The sequence below is a fragment of the Caballeronia sp. M1242 genome (assembly GCF_017220215.1).
Lineage (GTDB): Bacteria > Pseudomonadota > Gammaproteobacteria > Burkholderiales > Burkholderiaceae > Caballeronia.
The window spans coordinates 964,579-984,420 of record NZ_CP071130.1 but is presented as its reverse complement, the minus strand read 5'-3'; the positions used below and the strand labels follow the sequence as shown (position 1 = coordinate 984,420).

Genomic DNA, 19,842 nt, shown 5'->3' with positions numbered 1-19,842 from the left:
GTCAGTCCCTCAGACGCCGCGCGGCGATGGAACGCAGCGCGCGATAGAACAGGGCAGCGATGATGAGCGAGGCGAGCACGCCCGCGATCACCAGCAGGAACGGATGCGACGACAGCGCCCAGCGCATGTAATGCATCGGCGAGAGATGGCCGACGTAATACGCTTCGCCGTTCGACGTGACCGTCACCGTGCGGCCGTGGATCACGGCCATCGCGCCTTGAATCGACGGCAGCAGATCGTTGTCGAGCAGGGCGGCGGACAGATCGGCGTCCGACTGCCCCGCCGCGCTGATGAGCGCCACCGCGCTGCGTCCGCTCTTGAGCGGCGACTCGAAGCCGGTCAGGAGCGCATCGCCGCTCGAACTTACGAGCGAGAGGTCCGCGCGCGCAGGCGAGCGTTCCGGACCTTGCTCGCCATGCCACCAGTCGACGAGCTTGAACGCCACATCGGAAAGCTGGAAGGTGCGCGCGTCGCCATCGCCGGAAAAAGGCATCTGCTTCGCCCAGCGTTGCAGCAAGGGCTGGCGTCCCGGCGAGCCGAGGATCAGCAGGTCCTTGTCCGCGAAGCGGTCCACATCGTTCGCGCTCGTCACGGTCACGCCCGTCACCGGATAACCCGTCGATGCGCCCATGCGGCCCATTTCCAGCAGATACAGGCTGTAGTCGGCCGAATTCGGCTCGTTCGGCAGCACGACCGCCGTCTCTGAAAGGTCCGCCATGCGCGTGAACGGAAAGCCGCCGTTCGCGAACGCGGCCAGATCGGGCAGCGCCATGTAGTGTGGGAAGCCGGAGAGGTCGATGGTCGAATTCGGATCCACCGCGCCGACGACGTTGTCCAGCACGCGGCCCTGGCATTCGCCGGTCTTCGGAATGTCGTAGTAGAAGTGCAGGCGCAGTTGCGCGCGCGGCGTGATGAGCAGCGGCGGCAGATAGATCTCGCGGCGCGCGGCGACCGTCTTGTCCGGCAGCACGCGGCTGAAGTACGTGCCGAGATCGAACGTCGAGGTGGACACCGCCGGAATGCGCAGCGACTGCACGAAGCCGTTGTTCACGCTGATATTGAGCGACGAACGGTCGGGCGCGGGGCGCACCGTGTAGCGATAGCGCAGGTCCACCGGCACGCCCTTCGTCTGCCACATGAAGAGATCGGGCGGCACGCGCAGGTTCACGCGCACCGCGTCGGCGTCGTAGCCGTGCGCGGTCAGGTCCTGCGCTTCGGCCAGTTCGCCGAAGCGCACGGGGCGGTCGGCCGGCAGCCAGTTCGGCGCGTCATAGGGGCGGCGCGGTTGCAGGTCGTTGAACTGCGTGATGGTCGCGCTCGTGCCCGACAGCGCGTTGCGGCCGACGCCCAGCGCCTTCGCAGCGGTCTTCAGTTCGTTGTCGTCGCGGCCCAGCACGAGCAACAGACGCCCGCGCGCGTTCGCATCGCGTTCGACGAGCGCGATGGTCGGACCGGACACCGGCGGAATAGCGACGCCCGCGACTTTCGCATCGCCGACGGCGAAGACGACGGCATTGCCCGACAGCGGCACGTTGTCGGTCTGCGCCGGGAAGACCGCGCCGCGATAGCCCGCGAGCGAGCCGAAATACGACGCGACTGTTCCCGCCGCTTCGAGCGCAGGCGGGCTCGGCTTGCCCGCGAATACGAACGGCAGTTCGAGGCGGCGCACGTCGCGGCGGTCGAAGAAGGGCAGCGGCAGCGCGGCGAGGTCGGGCTTGCTGGCAATCGACGCATACGTGAGGTCGAGCGAACTCGCGTTGCTGACGGTCGCCCACAGCGTCGAATTGGACGGGTCCTCGCACTGCTGCGTGTAATGGCCGATCAACTGCACGTTGAGGTGGTTGAACTCGGTGATGAAGCGCGGATCGATCGCCACGTCGCGGGCGACGAGCGTGCCCGCCTGATCGCGCGGCACGGGCAGCGTCGCGGCGACCTCGCCGTTGATGAGCACCTTCAGTTGCGAAATGGACGGCAACAGCGACGGCGAATAGCTGTAGATCAGATGCAGCACCGCGCCGGTCACGACTTCGTCGCCGCGCACCGAGAACGCGATGCCGTTCTGGCCGTCGGTGCCGCGCAGTTGCAGCGGATCGAGCGCGCCGTAATCGGCGAAGGTCAGCGTCTGGCGGCGGCCGCCGGGCACCAGCGTGCCGGGATCGGCGGTCGTCGGAATGCGCGAGGTGAGCGGCTTGTCCGGCTTGCCGGAGAAGGCGGGTACCGGCATCGCGAGCGCCGGCTGCTGGATCGCGGCGGGGTTGTAGACGACGGCCGGACCCGGCGCGGGCACGGCGCCCACGCCCGTGGCCTGCTGCGCGCCATTTGCCTGTGGCGAGCTCTCTGCCGCCGCCGCGATGGACGCGAACGGCGCGGCGAACGCGGTCTGCAAGGCCACGAAGACGGCCAATGCACGCGCCAAAGGTCGTTCGCAAAAACGCGGCGCGCGCTCGCCCGTTTGTTGTTCAACGCGCAAGTTCGACATACCCATGCCCATTATCGGTCTTTGGTTTTCAGCTTGTTCACATCGACCGGGCGCTTGTTCATCCAGGTACGAAGGTCACTGTACAAATGCTCGAACAATCCCGCGATGCCGCGCGTGCCGACCAGCAGCACGTGCGACAGCCCGCGCAGCGGCGTATCCGGGCGGCGTCCTTCGGACCAGCCGGTCCAGGCATCGGCGCGCGCGAACGTCGTCTTCACGAAGTCGTATTCCTGCTCGCGCGTGAGCTCGGAGAAGCGCAGGCCGACGCGGCCCGGCTCGGTATAGCCGACGGTCGCGGGGAACGCGTATTCCTCGTCGCCGCGAAAGAGCGAGACGGTGACGCGCTCGTGCATCGGCACGGCGATCTTGCCCGGCAGCGCGACGCCCACGCCGCCTTCCGAATAGTCGATGGTCTCGCAGGCGAGCGTGCGCCCGGTCGAGAACTTGAGCATGACGGGCATCTTCATCGACACGCGATGCGTCGCGCGCACCTGCTTGCGCTCGCTCGCCGCCGCCACCGACGCGCCGAGAATCAGCATGTTGTAGACCGTCCAGCACAGGTTGAGCAGCGTCGTGTTCACTTCGCTGCGCACGTGCCAGTTCATGCCGATATGCACGATGCCCGCGACGAAGCCGAGCAGGTTCAAGAGCAGCAGGAACAGATACGGCCGCGAGATGGTCCAGTCGAAGTAGTCCTTCGCGATCTGGCCGCCTTTGGCCGTCACGTTGAACTTACCGAGCTTCGGGTTGATGACCGCGAGCAGCGTCGGCGCGGTGATGTACGACGCGAGCACCGACTCGTACACTTCGGCCCAGAACGAATGGCGGAAGCTGCGCTGCATGCGCGAATTGGTGATGCTCGCGTGCATCATGTGCGGCAGCGCGAAGATGGCGATGGTGCTCGCCGCCGCTTCGATCACGTGCGCGCCGAAGAAGAGATACGAGAGCGGCGCGGTGAGAAACACGAGACGCGGCACGCCATAGAAGAAGTGCAGCATGCCGTTGAGATAACAAAGCCGCTGGCCGATCTTCAGTCCCTTGCCGGTGAGCGGATTGTCGATGCGGAAAATCTGCGTCATGCCGCGCGCCCAGCGAATGCGCTGCCCGATATGGCTCGACAGGCTTTCGGTCGCGAGACCCGCCGCCTGCGGAATCGCGAGATACGCGGTCGTATAGCCGAGCCGATGCAGCTTGAGCGCCGTATGCGCGTCTTCCGTGACGGTTTCGACCGCGATGCCGCCGATCTCTTCGACCATCGTGCGGCGCAACACCGCGCACGAGCCGCAGAAGAACGTCGCGTTCCAAAGGTCGTTGCCGTCCTGCACGAGGCCGTAGAACAGTTCGCCTTCGTTCGGCACCTTGCGGAACGTGCCGAGATTGCGCTCGAACGGATCGGGCGAAAAGAAATGGTGCGGCGTCTGCAGCATCGAAAGCAGCTTGTCGCGCAGGAACCAGCCGAGGCAGACCTGCAGGAACGAGCGCGTCGGAATGTGATCGCAGTCGAAGATCGCGAGGTATTCGCCCGTCGTGACCTTCAGCGCCTCGTTAATGTTGCCCGCCTTCGCGTGGCGGTTATGCGTGCGGATCGTCCAGTTGACGCCGACTTCCTCGCAGAACGTCTTGAATTCGGGACGGCGGCCGTCGTCTAGCACGTGAATGGCGAGCTTGTCGGTCGGATAGTCGAGCGCGAGCGCGGCGTAGATGGTCGGCTTCACGACCGAGAGCGGCTCGTTGTAGGTCGGAATGAAGACGTCGACGGTCGGCCACTGGCTGCGGTCAGCGGGCAGCGGCAGCGGCTTGCGCTTGAGCGGCCACGCGGTCTGGAAGTAGCCGAGCAGCAGCACGAGCGCCGCGTAGACTTCGGCCGCGACGAGCAAAAGGCCCCACGCGGCGTCGAGCGGGCGTTCCCAGTATGTGGTTTCGGTGAGCCGCCAGAACATGTAGCGGCCCGACGCGACGATGGACAGCATGATCATCACGAGCGTCGCGTATTGTCCTTGCAGACGCCGGAATCCGAGCGCGCAGACGAAGCAGATGCTCGCGAACGCAAGCTGCTGGCCGAACGCGAGCGGCACCGTGACGACGAAGTACAGCGCGAACGCGGCGAACATCGTGAGGAGAACGACGACGATGCGGCTGCCCCAGATGCTTGCATCGACGAAACGTTCGAGGCGTGAGGTCGCGACGCTGACCTCCGTCTCGGGCGACGGGATCTTGGCCGAACTCATGCGAGCTTCCTCGACGAAGCGGCCATCGCATCGATGGCGGCGAGCAGCCAGTCGCCGCACGCGCGCAGATCGGCGGCGGCTTGCGCGAGCGGATCGTAGTGAATGAGCGTAGTGTCGCACGCGAGCGCTTCGGAGACGCCTTCGTCCTGATGGATCACGCCCGGGAACAGCTTCGCGCCTAGCATGTTGCGCAGCACCTTGAGCACGTCCTTGCTCAACTGGCGCGACTGATCGACCTGATTGACGACGTAGCCCTGGCCCGCGAAGTCCTGTCGCGGCGCGGCGTAGGCATCGACCATGCGCTCCATGCCGGGAATCGCGGCGTAAGAGGCGGCGTCGGCCAATACCACGTTCAGCGCGAAGTTCGCGGCCGTCAGCGCGGTGCGCGTGTAGACGGACGAGCCCGGCGGCGTGTCGACGATCACGATGTCGTTCGCATCCAGCGCGAGCGCGTCGAGCGAGCGCGCGAGCCACGACGGATCGCTGTCGACGAGCGCCTCGAAGCGGCGGCGGTCGTCCTCGGTCACGGCGCCGTAGGGCAGCACGGTGACGCCATCGACGCCGTCGAACATCACCGACTGCCACGGCTCGCGGCTCAGCGTCGCGCGCGAGATGCCGTCGATGCTGTCGAGCGGAATGCCGAAATGCAGGCGCAGCGCGTTCTGCGGATCGAGATCGAGCACGATCACGCGGCGGTTGCGCGCGGCCAGCACCGAGGCCAGATTGGCGGCGAGCGTCGTCTTGCCGACGCCGCCTTTCGCGGAAACTACCGTGATGACTCTCATAAGCGGGGAAGGCGGCCGGCGCGCGTATTCGTGGGTTCGCTCTCCGGGCGGCCGGCGTGCCGCAGACGTTCGAACAGGACGTTGAGTGAATCCGCGGGTGCGGTCGTCGCCGGCTGCGCTTGCGGCTTGAAGAGCTTGCCGAGGATGGACTGGGGCGCAGGCGCGCTCGTGGCGCTTTCAGGCACTTGTGCGGGGGCGCGGCGCGCCGGTTCCGGCTTCGGCGCTGCGGCCGCGTTGGCGACCGGCGAAACCGATGCAGCGGCGGGAGCGGCGGCAACGGGCGAATGCGGAATCGTTTCGGTCTCTTGCGACGCCGAATCGCCCATCGCCGAAAAGCGCGACGCGCTCAGCAATTCTGCGGCGGGCGGATTGACCGGCGGAATCGCGCGGCGATGCGCGCGCATGAAGAGCTGGCGCTTGCCGCGATTGATCGGCATGCCCGTGGGTTGCGCGTCGGACGGCTCGCTCGAAGGCATCGGCGCCTCGCGACGCGGCGCGATGTCGGGGATGGCGGGCTGCGCGAAGTCGAGCGTCGCGAGCAACGGCCAGCGGGTGCGCGCCGACTGCGCCTCGTTCTCCCGGCCAATTTCCTGGTAATCGCCTGCATTGCCGCCGAAATGATCGAACAGCTTCTGGATATCGCGCGAAGTACTCATGATGCCGCTTCCTCGTCGTGCCTTACGTGATGCGTGGCCGGTACTGCTCGTTGTGGTCCGCCGAACCGGGCGGTCGATGCCGCCGCGTCGAGGCGGCGGTCACCGGTATTCGAAATGCCGAATTCAGGCTGCGGCGCGCGCGAGCCTGAACTCGATGGCGGCGTCGCCGCCGAATTCGCTTGCCTGTCGGACAGCGAGCCCTTGCGCGCCCAGGCCGGCGAGCCACTGCTGATACGCGCCTTCGAGAAACGCCGGCGTCCACGCGAGGGCGCTCTCGCCGAAAGCCGGCAATGGCGCGCAGTAATGCACGATGCTCAGGTGGTCGCGCTCGTCGGACAGTTCGACGAAGCCCCAGTCGGTGTCTCGCCACAGCGCGTTGAGCGCGTCGGCGAGCGCGGAGGTCGAATCGCAGGGCGGCAGCGCATGCGCCTTCGCAAAACGGCTGCCCACGCGATGCATCAGCTCGCGCAGCTCGCCATGTCCGATTTGCGCCTCGAACTCATCCGCGAGCGCGGCCAGCATGCCGCGCCATTGCCGGGATATTTGACTGTCCAACAGATAATCGAAGATAGCGGCCATGTTTTTTGTTAGGCAGGCGTGAGCTACCGCGCGTGGTGGCTCGATCTCGTTTTCGTCCTCGCGGGAGATTTCTTTAGCGTGCGAGCACTGATCCAGACGTTTGTCCAGTCGCTATTACCCGCCAGAACTTACTTCAATGCAGTTTTTTTCGCCAGTGGAAAGACTAGCTGTTGTTTCTGTCAGTTCGGCGAATGCAGCGTCGCGAACGGGAGATTCCGCGTGTCTCGCGCGCGAGCGTTGAACGTAAGCTGGACAAGCGTCTCCGCGTCACCACCCGATGACGCGCATCGGCCTCCACGGCGGCGGCAGTGTACCATCTCGTTAATGTGCCCGAACCATGCGCGTCGGGTCTTATTTCATCCTGATCGACCCTAGGCGGAACTAATTACTTGCCTGCTCGAGTCGCCGGTTAATGGGCTCGTCGTGGTTGGACGGTCTTAAGGCGTCGCATGTGAATTCGATCATGCGCACTGCCGCGTCGAGAAGCGTGCGCGGCTTTTCTCGAAGACCCTGAGGTCGCCGCCCGACGTGAGCGCTAGGCGGTGTGGCTGAATCCCGCTTACATCAGGCTGCCCCACTCGTAATCGACGCTATCGGGCGTCAAGGGGAAAAGACCCGCGCCCGGCGTGAACGTCAGTTCACCGAAATAAATATGATTCTCGACGTTATAGAGGTCCACGCGCACGAAGTCGAAATCGCTCGCCAAGGTGCGCGCTACCCATAGTATTTCGTCGAGGTTGTCTGGACGCGGAGCGGGTTTGTCGCTGCGCGCGTAATGCCCCATCTTGATGTCGAGCCGGTTCCAATGCGCGTCGTAGATATCCCCGCGTGGATGCCCCTCGAAGCGATCCGAAATGACGAGAATGAAAATCTGCGGATTGTCGGCGTTTCTGTTGAAGACATGGATCTTGATATCGGGCGGCACCTTGTTGTCCGGGCCCAGAAGGAGCCTCTCGAACAGGATGCGTCGTTCGATAGCCTGATAATGCCGCTCCCTCGCCACCGTGAAGAAGTTCGTCGATAACCAGCGCTGCGCCAGCTCGTTCAACGTCTCGAACGAAGTCTCGCGCTTGTCGCGGACGAGCTTCACGAACCCGCAACCGTGATTCGCTTTCATTACGAAGGCGGAAGGAAGCGCGTCGAAGTCGCGCCGCGTGAAGGAGGACGGCGCAGCGATCAACGGAATCAGATACTTGTCGCCGATCTTGTCCGCCACATAGGCGCGAACCTTCAGCTTGTCGGAAAGATCGGCATAGCGCGGGTCCGGCGCGAGGCACCGCTGCAGAACCTTCTCGTTGAACGTGGCCGGATGGCGCAGATTCGGAAACCGGCCGATCCTGCGACGATGATAGAGGCTCAACAACACCTTGTCGGGCAAGCAATACTTGAGACCGTGGATGAGCATTTGTCTGGCGGTCATTCGTTTGCCTCCATCATCAGCGGTCGCTCCGGACGCTCGCTGAGTCCGGTTCGAAACGCGCGATGACAAGCTGCGGATTGTGGACGCGACGTAGCTCGACAGGGGAGCCCGACGCCCGAACGGTCAAACGAGCATGCAGGCGCTAGGTGGGCGGACGGTTGCAACCAACCGCCACCTCGTCGCCGTGATATTCGCGGTCTTGTCCATTGGCGGGAGTCGCGTATCCGAGCGTCCGGACAAGCAGTCTTTCCAGATCCGCATCGAGCGCTTGGCCGTTGAACTCGTTCTCCACTTTGCGACGGGCGTTCGTGCGGATCGCCTCCACATCGACTTTCCCTTCGACGATTGCGGAAAGCGCCTCGGCAATGCCGCTTGCGGAGCGCTCCTCCACGAGCAGGCCGGTCACGCCGTGCGTCACGAGTTCCGGTATGCCGCTATGCCGCGTCGCGACGACCAGCACGCCGGTTGCCATCGCTTCCATGATCGAGACCGGAATGCCTTCCATATCGCCGTTGCTCGCCACGACCGAGGGCAGCAGGAACACGTCGGCGCTCTTCAGCTCTTCGAACACGCGCTCGTGCGGGCACTTGCCGAGAAAGTTGATCTCGTTCGTACTGGACGACGCCGCGCGGCGCAGCGTGTCTTCGAGCGGCCCGAAGCCGATGAGATTCAGCTGCACCGGATGCCGGCAACTGCGCACGCCTTCGATCGCGTACGCGAGTCCCTTCTTCTCGGTGAATCGGGCCACGCTCAGCACCTTCAGCGGGCGATGCAAAGGCCGGTTGCTCGCCTGTGGCGTCAGCCGGTGCGTTTCCACGCCCACATGGTGAACCTTGGTTCTCGATTCGGGCGCGCCCCATTCGATGAGCCGGTTCCGCCACAGATTACTGATCGGCAGCAGCAGCGGGCTCAGGCGAAAGAGGCGTCGATAATGCGGCAGCCATCGTTCGATCACGGCCTGTTCGCTCATGTCCGAACCATGAAAGACGGTGACGATGGGCCCGGTCAACAGCCCGGCTTCCTGCAAATACATCGCGCGCACGCCGATCGGCCCGAAGTGCGCGATCACCACGTCGAAGTCGATGCCCGCCGTGTCGCCGCCCGAAACGATATCGATGAACGCCGAACGACATCCGGTCGCCGCCGCGCGCAGGGCGACGGACAGCCGCTTGCGCCGCTTGTCGTCGATGCAAGCTAGCGCGCCGAGTTTCGCGCACGACACCGAGTGACGCAGCATGCTGACGTCTTGTCGAAATACACGCAACTCCACATGGCCGCGCGTGGGATCCACCGCGGAGTCGTCGTACTTCGCCGCCAGCACGAACACCTCGTGACCGCGCTCGGCGAAGCCCTGCATCTGACGGAGAACGAACGTTTCGGAAGGAACCGGCAACTTGTCGACGATGAATGCAATTCGCATCGGCTACCCTCGGTGATGTGGTCGCGTCGAGCGTAGTGCAGTCGTCTGACTTGCGATGCACGCGGTGAAGCACGTCACATCGTTGCAGTCATGCACTCGCTCGTCGTTCGTCCTGCCGATGGTAGACCATCGAAAATGGAAATGCACTCACTGCGTGGCCGCGGGAAGCGCTTCATTCGTCGCACGAATCGACGGGTAGCATCGTCGTTGTCGGTCAATGGAGCGGGTAAGCGGTGGAACGATACGTTCAACGAACGAATGTTCTGCGCTTACCCGTTGAGGTCAGCGGGCGTTCACGCAGCGAAAGCCTGCATAGACATATTGATAGTGCCCCTGAAACCAGTTGCGAAAGCTCGGGCGCAGCATGCATGCGGCCGTTCGGGGAGAGCCGCCCTTGATGACGAAGTGCTTGCCGTCGAAGAAGTTGGCGGAATAGCCGAGATAGAACGGAAACGGCTCGAAGCCTTTGAGCGGGCCGAAGGTCGTCGATGTCCACTCCCAGCCGTTGCCGTATTGCCCTTCCACGCCGAAGTCGCTGCGGTTGTCCGGATGCGCCTGCACGGGCGTCGGGTCCCAGCGGCGGAAGTCGAAGTTGCCTTCCGCGACGTGCGGCGCGCCGATGGCCGCGCGCTGCCACTCCGCTTCTGTCGGCAGGCGCTTGCCCACCCAGCGAGCATAGGCATTCGCTTCGGCATAACTCACGTAGACGGGCCAGTCGAGCGGCAGCGCGATCTCTTCGAACATCGTGCGCAGCTTCCAGCCCGAGTCGGTTCGGCGCTGGCTGTCGGCGCCTTCGTCGCCGCGCACCCAGAACGCCGGATGCGCGATGCGCTGCGCCTCTTTCCACGCCCAGTCGGCGTCGTTCCATAGTTCGCGGTTCCAGTAGCCGCCCGCGTCGATGAAGCGCAGATAGTCGCCGTTCGTCACCATATAGCGGTCGATCTCGAATGCAGGCACGTCCACGCGCATTTCGCCGAATTCGTTGTCCCAGCCGAAGCGCTGGCTTTCGCGCGAGAGACCGAGCGTCACGCTGCCGGCCGGCACGTGCACGGTCTCATGCGAAAGGACGCGGTCCGACGTGCGCTCGGACGCGGCATCGGCCGGTGCTTTTTTCCTGTCGACCGGTAATTGGTGCAACATGTACGCGAGCGTTTCCGCGTGCATGAGCCGATGCTCGATCGCGACTTCCAGCAGCTTCGCGGGCGAGTCGTCGGTGGAAACGGGTTGCGCGACGAGCGTGATGGGATCGAAGCGCGCGTCGATGTCCGCGCGCACTCGCGCACGGTACGCGTGCACTTCGTCGAGCGAGGGCCAGTCGCCGGGCTCGTCGGTCGGCAGGCCGCCATCCACCGGATCGATGCCGAACGCGAAGAGCTGGTCGTAGGCAGGCTGGGCGTTCGGCAGATGGAAGAGGCGCTGGTCGAAGAGATTGCGGTCGAACGCCTCGAGATGGCCGATATAGAACACGATACGGTGCCGCTCGGCGATCGGCCGGTCGTACAGATGCTCGCGCTTGACGATATCGAAGAGTTCGTCCGTGACGCGGCGCGCTTCGGCGAGGCGGTCGAGCAGCGGATGACGCAGGGATGGTTCGCGATTCATGTCGCTCGGTCTCCGTGGCAGGCCAAGGCTGTGCCCTGGAAATCACAAAAGACTAATGCGAAGCGAGGCGCGTGCCAAGCCGATAATGGCCCGCGTTTGTTCGGGCGTGGCGAAGAATCCGGCGCGAAGCCACGCGGGGCGGGGCGGCAGGCAGATTGTCAGGTATGCGGTCAGATACTGCGATTAGATACAGCGGTCAGATACTGCGCAGGCGCTCGAAATCGCGAATACGGATGGATTTGCCGTGCGCCTCGATGAGCCCGAGCTTGTCGAAGCGCGACAGCGTGCGGCTCACGGTTTCGAGCGTCATGCCGAGATAGCTGCCGATGTCGTCGCGCGTCATGCGCATGGTGAACTCCGTCGCCGCATAGCCGCGCCGCGCGAGCCGCGCCGACATGTCGAGCAGAAGGCGCGCGACGCGTTCGTCGGCGCGCAGCATGCCGAGTCGCACGACATGGTCCGATTCGCGGTTGATCGCCTGGCTCATCATGCGGTGCATGCGCCGCTGAAGCGCGTCCGTTTCGCGGCACATGCGCTCGAAAAGCGCGTACGGCACGACGCAGACCGTGCTGTCTTCCAGCGCCACCGCGTCGCACGTGTGCCGCCCGTCGCCGATGCCGTCGAGGCCCAGCGCGTCGCCCGCGAGTAACAGCCCGGTGACGCGCTCGCGGCCGCCGTCGCGGCTGCCGTCATGCGTGACGAGCGTCTTGAGCGAGCCCGAGCGCACGGCGTAGAGCGAATCGAACGGGTCGCCCGTGCGGAATAGCGCCTCGCCGCGCCGTATCTTGCGCGTGACGGAGATGATGTTCTCCAGCCGCGAGACGTCGTTCGCGCACAGCCCTTCGGGCATGCAAAGATGGCGCATGGCGCAGCTCGAACAATGCGCGGCTCGGCGCCGCATGGAAGTCGAATCGGACATGGCGGACTTCGTTTCTTGATAAATGACAAAACGATTGTCCCATAGCAGACGTTGCCGACACCGCGAAAAAATGCCGCGCCCCGGCGCCTTGCCGAATGCTTACATCATGGGTTATCCGCGGCGTCCGGAACGTTTGGAACGCCTGCCGCCGAGGGAATCAACAGCACCGGCAGCGTGGCCTGACGCAGACAACGCTCGGCCACGCTGCCGAGAATCAGCCGTTGCATGCCCTTGCGGCCGTGCGTGCCCATCACGAGCAGGTCGGCATTGAACGTGCTGGCAGCCGAGAGAATCAGCGAGGCGACGTCGTCGCTCGCGGTGGCGTCGGCGGTCACGACGCTGCCGGCAATGCCGCGCGCTTTCATCGCGTAGCCGGCCTCGCGGGCGAGCGTCGCGCCTTGCTCGGCGAGCCCCGCCTGCAGCGGCGACGGATCGTAGCCGGGCACGTCCATGTAGAGCGGCCCGCTTTCGACGACGTAAAACGGCTGCATGACGGCCTCGTGCTTGACCGCGAGATCGAGCGCCGTCTGGAAGGCGCGTTGCGACGTGCGGCTGCCGTCGATGGCGACGAGGATGCGTTTGAACATGGCGTGTGCTCCGTGGATCGATGTCGAATGCGAGGCGGCGTCTCGCTGCGGCCCGGCGCGTGGGCGCGGCCGAACGCACGGGCAGGATAGCGCGCGCATTCCGCATATGGCTCGCGCATTTCTGAGATGAGTCGATCCGCCGCATGCAACGCCGTACAATTCGTCTTTCCACCGACTAAGCGCCCGCTTAACACCCGACCGCATGACCGACGCCCGCATGACCGACGCCCCTCCGCACGCACTTGCGTTCCGCACGGCTCTTTACGCGATGCTCGGCATCGGCCTCGTCAACATGCTGGTCGCGCTGGATCAGACCGTGGTCAGCACGGCGCTGCCGTCCATCGTCGCGGAACTGCACGGCTTCGAGTATTACGCGTGGATCGCGAGTGCCTATCTGCTGGCCTCCGTCGTCACGGTGCCCGTGTTCGGGCGGCTCGGCGACTACTTCGGGCGCAAGCGCTTCGTCATCGCGGCGGTGATCACGTTCACCGTGGCGTCCGTGCTGTGCGGGCTCGCGCCGAACATGCTGTTTCTCGCGCTGGCGCGCGGGCTGCAAGGCGTCGGCGGCGGCATGATGGTCGGCACCGCGTTCGCCGCGATTCCCGATCTGTTCCCCGATCCGCGCACGCGCGTGCGCTGGCAAGTGGTGCTCGCGGCGGCCTACGGCATCGGCACGGCGGCGGGACCGTCGCTCGGCGGCTGGATGAGCCAGCACTGGGGCTGGCGTTCGACCTTCCTCGTCAATCTGCCGGTCGGCGCGGCGGCGCTGTACTTCATCTGGGCGCATCTGCCGAATCTGCACCGGCCGCGCGAAGGCGGCGTGAAGATCGACTGGCTCGGCGCGGCGCTCGTCGCGCTCGTGCTCGGCGGGTTTCAGTCGCTGATCGAGTCCGTGCCGAAAAGCGGCCTCTCGGGCGGCAACATCGCGCTCGGCTGCGTGGTCGTGGCGGGCGCGGCGGCGCTCTTGGTCTGCGAACGGCGCGCGACGCATCCGATCCTGCCGCTCGACATCTTCCGCGATCCGCATCTGGTCACGCTGTTCACGCTGTCGTTTCTCGCGGGCTTCGTGATGTTCTCGCTGATCTTCTTCGCGCCGCTGCTGTTGCAGGGCGGCTTCGGGCTGTCGCCGCAGGAAGCCGGTCTGCTCGCGACGCCGATTGCCGCGTGCATCGCCATCGGCAGCTTCGTGAACACGCGCATCGTGATCCATCTGCGCAAGCCGACGAAGATTCTGACCATCGGCTTTTCGCTCTTGCTGGTGGCGTCGGTTGCGCTGGCGTTTGCGCGCGCCACGACGCCGCACGTGTGGATCGAATTGCCGATGGCCGCGGTCGGCATCGGCCTGGGCTTCGTGCTCAACAACATGAACGTGTTCGGCCAGGAAATAGCGGGCCGCGAGCGCTTCGGCATCACGACGGCGCTGCTGCAATCGACGCGCATGGTGGGCGGCATGCTCGGCACGAGCATCGTGGGGACGATCGTCGCGCATCATTACGCGAACGTCGTGACGCGCACGATCAGCGTGCTCGGCGCGGGGGCGGCGGCGCAGTGGCAGCCGCGTTTCGCCGACCCGCGTATTCTCGTCGACGAAGCGTTGCGCGACACCGTGCTGCGCGAGCTGACGGCGGCGGGGCTCGACGCGCCCGCGCTCTTCGACGCTGCCCGCGATGCGCTCGTGCAGTCGGTGCACATCGGCGTCATGCTGACGGGCGTGGCCGCGCTCGTCGCGGCGCTCCTCGTGCGGCGCATCGGGCATATCACGTTCCGGCGGGCCGGCAAGGGCTGAGCGGCACGCGTCATGCGTGCGCGGCACGTTCACACTCGTTGGCGCCCCTGACGGGCGGCAGCACCAGCACGGAGAAATCACCATGATGATCACCGGAGACATGCTCATCGGCGCGACGGCCGTGCGGGGCACGGACGCCTCGCTGCGCGCCTTCGACCCGGCGCGCAACGTCGATCTCGAACCCGTGTTCGGCGGCGGCGGGGCGGCGGAAGTCGGGCGCGCGTGCGAACTGGCCGACGCCGCGTTCGATCCGTACCGCCAGGCGCCGCTGGAGACGCGCGCGCAACTGCTGGAAGCGATCGCGGACAACATCCTCGGAATGGGCGATGCGCTCATCGAGCGCGCGCAGGCCGAATCCGCGCTGGCGAAGGCGCGGCTCGAAGGCGAACGCGCCCGCACCGTCGCGCAGTTGCGGCTCTTTGCGTCGCTCGTGCGCGAAGGGCGCTGGCTCGCGGCGACGCTCGATTCCGCGCAGCCGGAGCGCAAGCCCGCGCCGCGCCCGGACCTGCGCTTGCAGAAGATCCCGGTCGGACCGGTCGCCGTGTTCGGCGCGAGCAATTTCCCGCTGGCGTTTTCGGTGGCGGGCGGCGACACGGCGGCTGCGCTGGCAGCGGGCTGTCCGGTCGTCGTGAAGTCGCATCCGGCGCATCTCGGCACCTCCGAGATGGTCGGGCGCGCGGTGCAGAAGGCCGTCGCCGAGACGGGCCTGCATGAAGGCGTGTTCTCGCTCGTCGTCGGGGCGGGCAATGCCATCGGCGAGGCGCTCGTCGCGCATCCGGCCATCAAGGCGGTCGGTTTCACGGGCTCGCGGCGCGGCGGGCTGGCGCTGATGGAAATCGCAGCGAAGCGCTCTGAGCCGATCCCGGTCTTCGCGGAAATGAGCAGCGTCAACCCGATGTTCGCGCTGCCGGGCGCGCTCGCCACGCGCGGCGAGTCGCTTGCGGCGGGCTACATCGACTCGGTGACGCTCGGCGTCGGACAGTTCTGCACGAACCCGGGCCTCGTGTTCGCGCTCGCGGACGCGAAGCTCGACGCTTTCGTAGATCACGCGACAGCCGCGCTCGAAAAGAAGGACGCGCAGACCATGCTCACCGCAGGCATCGCGGCGGCGTACGAGGACGGCATCCGGCATCGCGACGATTCGGGCGCGCAGCGCGTCGCGACGGGAAAGGAGACAGAGGCGGCGAGCGGCGCGCTGCCGGCGCTGTATCGGGTGAGCGCGGAGCAGTTTCTCGCGACGCCGCATCTCGCCGACGAGATCTTCGGGCCGACGTCCGTGATCGTCGCGTGCGAGGACGAGGACCAGATGATCGCGGTGGCGCGTCAGCTCGAAGGCCAGCTGACGGCGACGCTGCTGATGGATAACGACGACATCGACTTCGCGCGGCGTCTGTTGCCGGTGCTCGAACGCAAGGCCGGGCGGATTCTGGCGAACGGCTTTCCGACGGGCGTCGAGGTGTCGTACGCGATGGTTCACGGCGGCCCGTATCCGGCGACATCCGATGGCCGCTCGACATCGGTCGGCGCGATGGCGATCGAGCGTTTTCTGCGGCCGGTGTGCTATCAGGACTTGCCGGCGGCGCTCTTGCCCCAGGCGCTCGCCGACGAAAACCCGCTGAATCTCTGGCGCCTGCGCGATGGCGAACTGGGGCCGAACTGACACCGCCGTTACGGCACTTCTGACCGCCGCCGGCTCGGCGATTCACGGCGCGGCGGCGGCGCTCGCGTTGCGATCGATGGCGTAATCGAAGCCGCGCAAGAGCGCGATGCCGCCGCGCTTCCCGCTACATCTCGTCCAACCTTCAACGAAAACTCAAACAGATGACCCTTTCCGACCGCCGCTATCCCGACCCCGCCGTGCGCGTGCTCGATCCGCGTTTCAACGCGCTGCGCATCGCATCGGCGTCGGTCGAGTGTCTCTATCAGGGCGCGCGCTGGTCGGAAGGGCCGGTGTGGTTCGGCGACGGGCGGTATCTCTTGTGGAGCGACATACCGAACAACCGCATCCTGCGGTGGGACGAGGAAAGCGGGCAGGTCAGCGTGTTCCGCAAGCCGTCGAACAACGCGAACGGCAACACGCGCGACCGCGAAGGGCGGCTCGTGACCTGCGAGCATCTCACGCGGCGCGTGACGCGCACGGAGTACGACGGCTCCATCACCGTGCTCGCGGATCGCTATGACGGCAAGCCGCTCAATTCGCCGAACGATGTCGTCGTGAAGTCGGACGGCTCGATCTGGTTCAGCGATCCGACCTTCGGCATCGACGGCTTCTACGAAGGCGAGAAGCAGCCCTCGGAACTGAAGCCGTGCGTGTACCGCGTCGACGGCCAGACCGGCGAGATCACCGTGATGATCGACGACTTCATCGGCCCCAACGGACTCGCGTTTTCACCCGACGAATCGGTGCTGTACGTGGTGGAGTCGCGCTCGACGCCGCGCAAGATCATCGCGTTCGATGTGCTCGACGGCGGCCGCGCGCTCGGCAAGCGGCGCGAAGTCATCGACGCGGGTCCCGGCACGCCCGATGGCTTTCGCGTCGACATTCACGGCAATCTGTGGTGCGGCTGGGGCATGGGCGACGCCGAGCTCGACGGCGTGCGCGTCTTCACGCCGCAAGGCGAGGCGATCGGCCACATCGACCTGCCCGAGCGGTGCGCGAACGTGTGCTTCGGCGGACGGCATCGCAACCGGCTCTTCATGGCGGCGAGCCACGGGCTTTATTCGCTTTATGTGAACACGCAAGGGGCGAAGGGCGGTTAAGCCTTCGCGATCTTCTCCATGATCCGCTCGGGATGGGCGCTCGCGCGAAAGCCGAAGCGCGTATAGAGCCCGTGCGCGTCGGACGTGACGAGCATCATGCGGCGCAAGCCCTGCAAGTCGGGATGCGCCATCACGCATTCGATCATCCACTTGCCGAGGCCCGCGCCCTGACGCTCGGGCAGCACGAAAACGTCCGCGAGATAGGCGAAGGTCGCGGTATCGGTAACCATGCGTGCATAGCCGATCTGCCGCGCGCCTTCGAAGAGGCCGAACGCGAGCGAATGACGCGCCGCGCGCTCGACGGTTTCCCGCGCGACGCCCGGCGACCAGTACGCCACTTCGCTCAGATAGCGGTGAATCACGTCGAAGTCGAACGAAGCGACGTCCGTCGTCACGCGCCATTCGCCACGAGTCCATTCCATCGCGCTGCTCCTCTTTACGCAAGCGCCGAGCTCAAGCGAACGACGCGCTCAATGCACGGCATACACGCGGCCGGTTTCCGCGCCTTCCACGCTGCGGCTATAGGCCAATGCCACGCGCGCGCCGCTCGCCGCCTCGAAGCCGCGGAAATACGGCCCGAAGCTCTCGCGCGCTTCTTCGAGCATGGTCGGGCTCACGGCGTTGATGCGCAGGCCGCGCGGCAGTTCGATCGCCGCGCCGCGCACGAAGCCTTCGATCGCGCCGTTGACGGCTGCCGCGCTCGAGCCTTGCCGGATCGGCTCCGCCCCGACGATGCCGCTCGTCAGCGTGAAGGAGCCGCCGTCGTTGAGATAGTCGCGCGCCGTGAGCACGAGGTTGACCTGGCCCATGAGCTTGTCGTCGAGGCCCAGGCGAAACTGCTCGGGCGTCATCTTGACGAGCTCGCCGAAGTAGACATGACCGGCCGTGGCGACAATCGCATCGACCCGACCGATGGCATCGAAAAGACGCTTGATGCTGTCCAGATCGAGCAGATTGACGCGATGCGCGCCACGCGTCGCGCCGATCTCGATGACTTCATGACGCGGTTGGAATTCGGCGCAGACGGCCCGGCCTACCGTGCCGGTCGCGCCGATGACAGCGATTTTCATGAGCAGCCTCGCAAGCGTTGCAGTGGGAGAACGGCAACGCATTGTGCCCGCGCGAAGGCGCGATGAAAAGCCGCGGCGAGAAGTGGCGTCAGGCCGCCCGGCGCGCGGGCATCGGCGAGAGCAGGAACAGCGACGCGGCGAGACGGCACGCGAGCGTCAGCCCCGAAACGACGGCCGCTGCGGGGAACACGTGCCATTGCAGCGCGAGCGTCGGCGCGACTAGCGCCACCGTGACGAAGCCGAGCGCGACGGTCAGCCAGCGAGCCCATTGCAGGCGAGAGGCGACGCACACATACAGCAGGCCGACGAGCACGCGCGACACGATCGATGCCGCGACCGGATGGCTGGCCGCATCGCCCGGGAAACCCATGGCGAGGGCCAGCCCGAGTTCCGCCCACGACAGCGCGTACGCCGCCCCGAGGCACGCGAGCGCCGACTTGAAGCGTTGTTGCGCCGCGCTGCGCTCGGGTGCGGCCGGACGCGCTTCGCGCAGTGCGTCGTCGTTGCCGGTGTCATCCGTGGCGTTTAGGCCGTCGTAGGTCTGACTCGTGGTCATCGCCTTCCCCTTTATTCGAATGTATGCGGTCCCGGATTCTTGTCTTTCGTCTTGCTCGTATCAGAGCAGAAGGCATAGCGCAATCGTTGTGCCTGCCTCGCGCCGGGTTCGGAATGATCTTTGCTGCGGTGCTGTCGACGTCACGACAAAAGGAGCCGACGATGAGCAACACGAAAGAGCAGAACCCGACTTCCGAGCGCGATGAAGACACGGTCGACAAGGCCGTGGAAGACACGTTTCCGGCCAGCGATCCGCCTGCGACGGGCGGCGTGACGCGCATCGAGTCCGAAGACGAGAAGGACGAGAAGAAGTAAGCGCTGCGAGGGCGGCCCCGCGCGGCCGCCCAGTTTTTCGAAGCCGTTCAGGACCGCTCAATCACGATCAGCCGCGACGGCCGCAAGTGGTTCAGCGCATAGTGCGTGCGCCCCTCCAGCGTATGGCCGTGCGCATCACGCGCGACGAAGCGCAGATGTTCCTCGACGTCCGGCACCGCGGGCGCGACCATTCCCCGATCGATGACGCGATAGCCGTTCGCCACCGCGAGCGCGAACCCCTTTTGCCCCGGGCGGCTATCGAAACCGGCCAGAACGCCGCTCGCCTCGGGCACATGATTCGATAGCGTGGCATTCGAAAAGATCACGGCGTCGGGTTCGCGCGCGAGCATTTCCGCTTCGCGTTTCGCGTGAATGTTCTTCGCGTCGGTATCGACGGTGTCGTCGAGCGTGTCGTCATTGAGCACATCGACGCCACGCGGGCGGCGCTGCGCGGCATCCGTCGCCGCCGCCGCTGGCTCGCCTTGCGCCGCTTGCGGACGCGCGTCGCGGCCGGACTCCGCCGCTTTGGCATCGTTCACGCGGATGTGCGCCGTCTCCGTCGACGGCGTCTTGATGGGACTGTCGGCCGCGCGGCCGGCTTGCCTGTCTTGCGGCTCGTTGGATTCGGCGTTGTTCATCTCGCGTTCCTCCTGCAAACAAAGAAGGGCTTCGGCAAGAGTC

At 65.8% G+C, this 19,842-nt stretch carries 18 protein-coding genes; 4 read left to right on the top strand and 14 right to left on the bottom strand.

Translation table 11 applies throughout. The features are described 5' to 3' along the window. Nucleotide 1: 1 nt before the first annotated feature. The 10 genes from bcsB to JYK05_RS18000 all read right to left on the bottom strand — a co-directional run bounded on the left by bcsB (nucleotide 2) and on the right by JYK05_RS18000 (nucleotide 12,675). Nucleotides 2–2,491 (bottom strand): cellulose biosynthesis cyclic di-GMP-binding regulatory protein BcsB, encoded by a 2,490-nt coding sequence (gene bcsB, locus JYK05_RS18045; protein ID WP_206468642.1) that lies wholly within the window; start codon nucleotides 2,489–2,491, stop codon nucleotides 2–4. After that, nucleotides 2,491–4,758 carry a UDP-forming cellulose synthase catalytic subunit gene (gene bcsA, locus JYK05_RS18040; protein WP_371826457.1) on the bottom strand — a complete coding sequence of 756 codons (2,268 nt, stop codon included), beginning with the start codon at nucleotides 4,756–4,758 and terminating at the stop codon, nucleotides 2,491–2,493. The genes bcsB and bcsA overlap by 1 nt, the downstream gene beginning before the upstream one ends. Then, on the bottom strand, nucleotides 4,704–5,492 hold the full coding sequence (gene bcsQ / locus JYK05_RS18035) for a cellulose biosynthesis protein BcsQ (RefSeq protein WP_206468638.1): 789 nt from the start codon (nucleotides 5,490–5,492) through the stop codon (nucleotides 4,704–4,706). Before bcsQ ends, bcsA begins: the two co-directional genes overlap by 55 nt. Then, nucleotides 5,489–6,148, bottom strand: coding sequence for a cellulose biosynthesis protein BcsP (gene bcsP / locus JYK05_RS18030; RefSeq protein WP_206468636.1), 660 nt, complete (start codon nucleotides 6,146–6,148; stop codon nucleotides 5,489–5,491). Before bcsP ends, bcsQ begins: the two co-directional genes overlap by 4 nt. Before the next feature lie 123 nt (nucleotides 6,149–6,271). Next, nucleotides 6,272–6,727 (bottom strand): cellulose biosynthesis protein BcsD, encoded by a 456-nt coding sequence (gene bcsD / locus JYK05_RS18025; RefSeq protein WP_175942060.1) that lies wholly within the window; start codon nucleotides 6,725–6,727, stop codon nucleotides 6,272–6,274. Nucleotides 6,728–7,286: 559 nt separating this feature from the next. Continuing rightward, entirely contained in the window at nucleotides 7,287–8,147 is an 861-nt protein-coding gene (locus JYK05_RS18020; protein WP_206468634.1) for an ATP-grasp fold amidoligase family protein, read from the bottom strand. A 142-nt stretch (nucleotides 8,148–8,289) separates the two neighbouring features. Then, nucleotides 8,290–9,567, bottom strand: coding sequence for a glycosyltransferase (locus JYK05_RS18015; RefSeq protein ID WP_206468632.1), 1,278 nt, complete (start codon nucleotides 9,565–9,567; stop codon nucleotides 8,290–8,292). Between the two features lie 282 nt (nucleotides 9,568–9,849). After that, nucleotides 9,850–11,169, bottom strand: coding sequence for an SUMF1/EgtB/PvdO family nonheme iron enzyme (locus JYK05_RS18010; protein WP_206468631.1), 1,320 nt, complete (start codon nucleotides 11,167–11,169; stop codon nucleotides 9,850–9,852). Between the two features lie 196 nt (nucleotides 11,170–11,365). Beyond that, the gene (locus JYK05_RS18005; RefSeq protein ID WP_206468629.1) at nucleotides 11,366–12,088 is read right to left on the bottom strand and encodes a helix-turn-helix domain-containing protein; all 723 of its coding nucleotides are present in this window, start codon (nucleotides 12,086–12,088) and stop codon (nucleotides 11,366–11,368) included. 104 nt (nucleotides 12,089–12,192) lie between these two features. After that, nucleotides 12,193–12,675 carry a universal stress protein gene (locus JYK05_RS18000; protein ID WP_206468627.1) on the bottom strand — a complete coding sequence of 161 codons (483 nt, stop codon included), beginning with the start codon at nucleotides 12,673–12,675 and terminating at the stop codon, nucleotides 12,193–12,195. 268 nt (nucleotides 12,676–12,943) lie between these two features. Between JYK05_RS18000 and JYK05_RS17995 the strand changes: the two genes are divergently transcribed. The 3 genes from JYK05_RS17995 (at nucleotide 12,944) to JYK05_RS17985 (ending at nucleotide 17,221) form a co-directional block, all read left to right on the top strand. Next, nucleotides 12,944–14,461: an MFS transporter gene (locus JYK05_RS17995; protein ID WP_206469646.1), complete on the top strand. Its 1,518-nt coding sequence runs from the start codon at nucleotides 12,944–12,946 to the stop codon at nucleotides 14,459–14,461. 82 nt (nucleotides 14,462–14,543) lie between these two features. After that, a complete protein-coding gene (locus tag JYK05_RS17990; protein WP_206468625.1) occupies nucleotides 14,544–16,121 on the top strand; it encodes an aldehyde dehydrogenase (NADP(+)) in 1,578 nt (525 codons plus the stop codon). A 161-nt stretch (nucleotides 16,122–16,282) separates the two neighbouring features. Beyond that, a complete protein-coding gene (locus tag JYK05_RS17985; protein ID WP_206468623.1) occupies nucleotides 16,283–17,221 on the top strand; it encodes an SMP-30/gluconolactonase/LRE family protein in 939 nt (312 codons plus the stop codon). Here JYK05_RS17985 and JYK05_RS17980 read toward each other — a convergent pair. The 3 genes from JYK05_RS17980 to JYK05_RS17970 form a co-directional block, all read right to left on the bottom strand. Beyond that, nucleotides 17,218–17,643 carry a GNAT family N-acetyltransferase gene (locus tag JYK05_RS17980; RefSeq protein ID WP_206468621.1) on the bottom strand — a complete coding sequence of 142 codons (426 nt, stop codon included), beginning with the start codon at nucleotides 17,641–17,643 and terminating at the stop codon, nucleotides 17,218–17,220. The genes JYK05_RS17985 and JYK05_RS17980 overlap by 4 nt on opposite strands. A 48-nt stretch (nucleotides 17,644–17,691) precedes the next feature. After that, complete coding sequence (locus JYK05_RS17975; protein WP_206468619.1) at nucleotides 17,692–18,291, bottom strand: short chain dehydrogenase; 600 nt, start codon at nucleotides 18,289–18,291, stop codon at nucleotides 17,692–17,694. A gap of 88 nt (nucleotides 18,292–18,379) precedes the next feature. Next, complete coding sequence (locus JYK05_RS17970; RefSeq protein WP_241269941.1) at nucleotides 18,380–18,847, bottom strand: hypothetical protein; 468 nt, start codon at nucleotides 18,845–18,847, stop codon at nucleotides 18,380–18,382. Nucleotides 18,848–19,008: 161 nt separating this feature from the next. Here JYK05_RS17970 and JYK05_RS17965 point away from each other — a divergent pair, with 161 nt between their 5' ends. After that, nucleotides 19,009–19,161: a hypothetical protein gene (locus JYK05_RS17965; protein ID WP_175942046.1), complete on the top strand. Its 153-nt coding sequence runs from the start codon at nucleotides 19,009–19,011 to the stop codon at nucleotides 19,159–19,161. 47 nt (nucleotides 19,162–19,208) lie between these two features. On the opposite strand, the gene JYK05_RS17960 is transcribed toward JYK05_RS17965, so the two are convergent. Next, a complete protein-coding gene (locus tag JYK05_RS17960; protein ID WP_206468617.1) occupies nucleotides 19,209–19,799 on the bottom strand; it encodes a DUF3005 domain-containing protein in 591 nt (196 codons plus the stop codon). Nucleotides 19,800–19,842 lie beyond the last annotated feature (43 nt).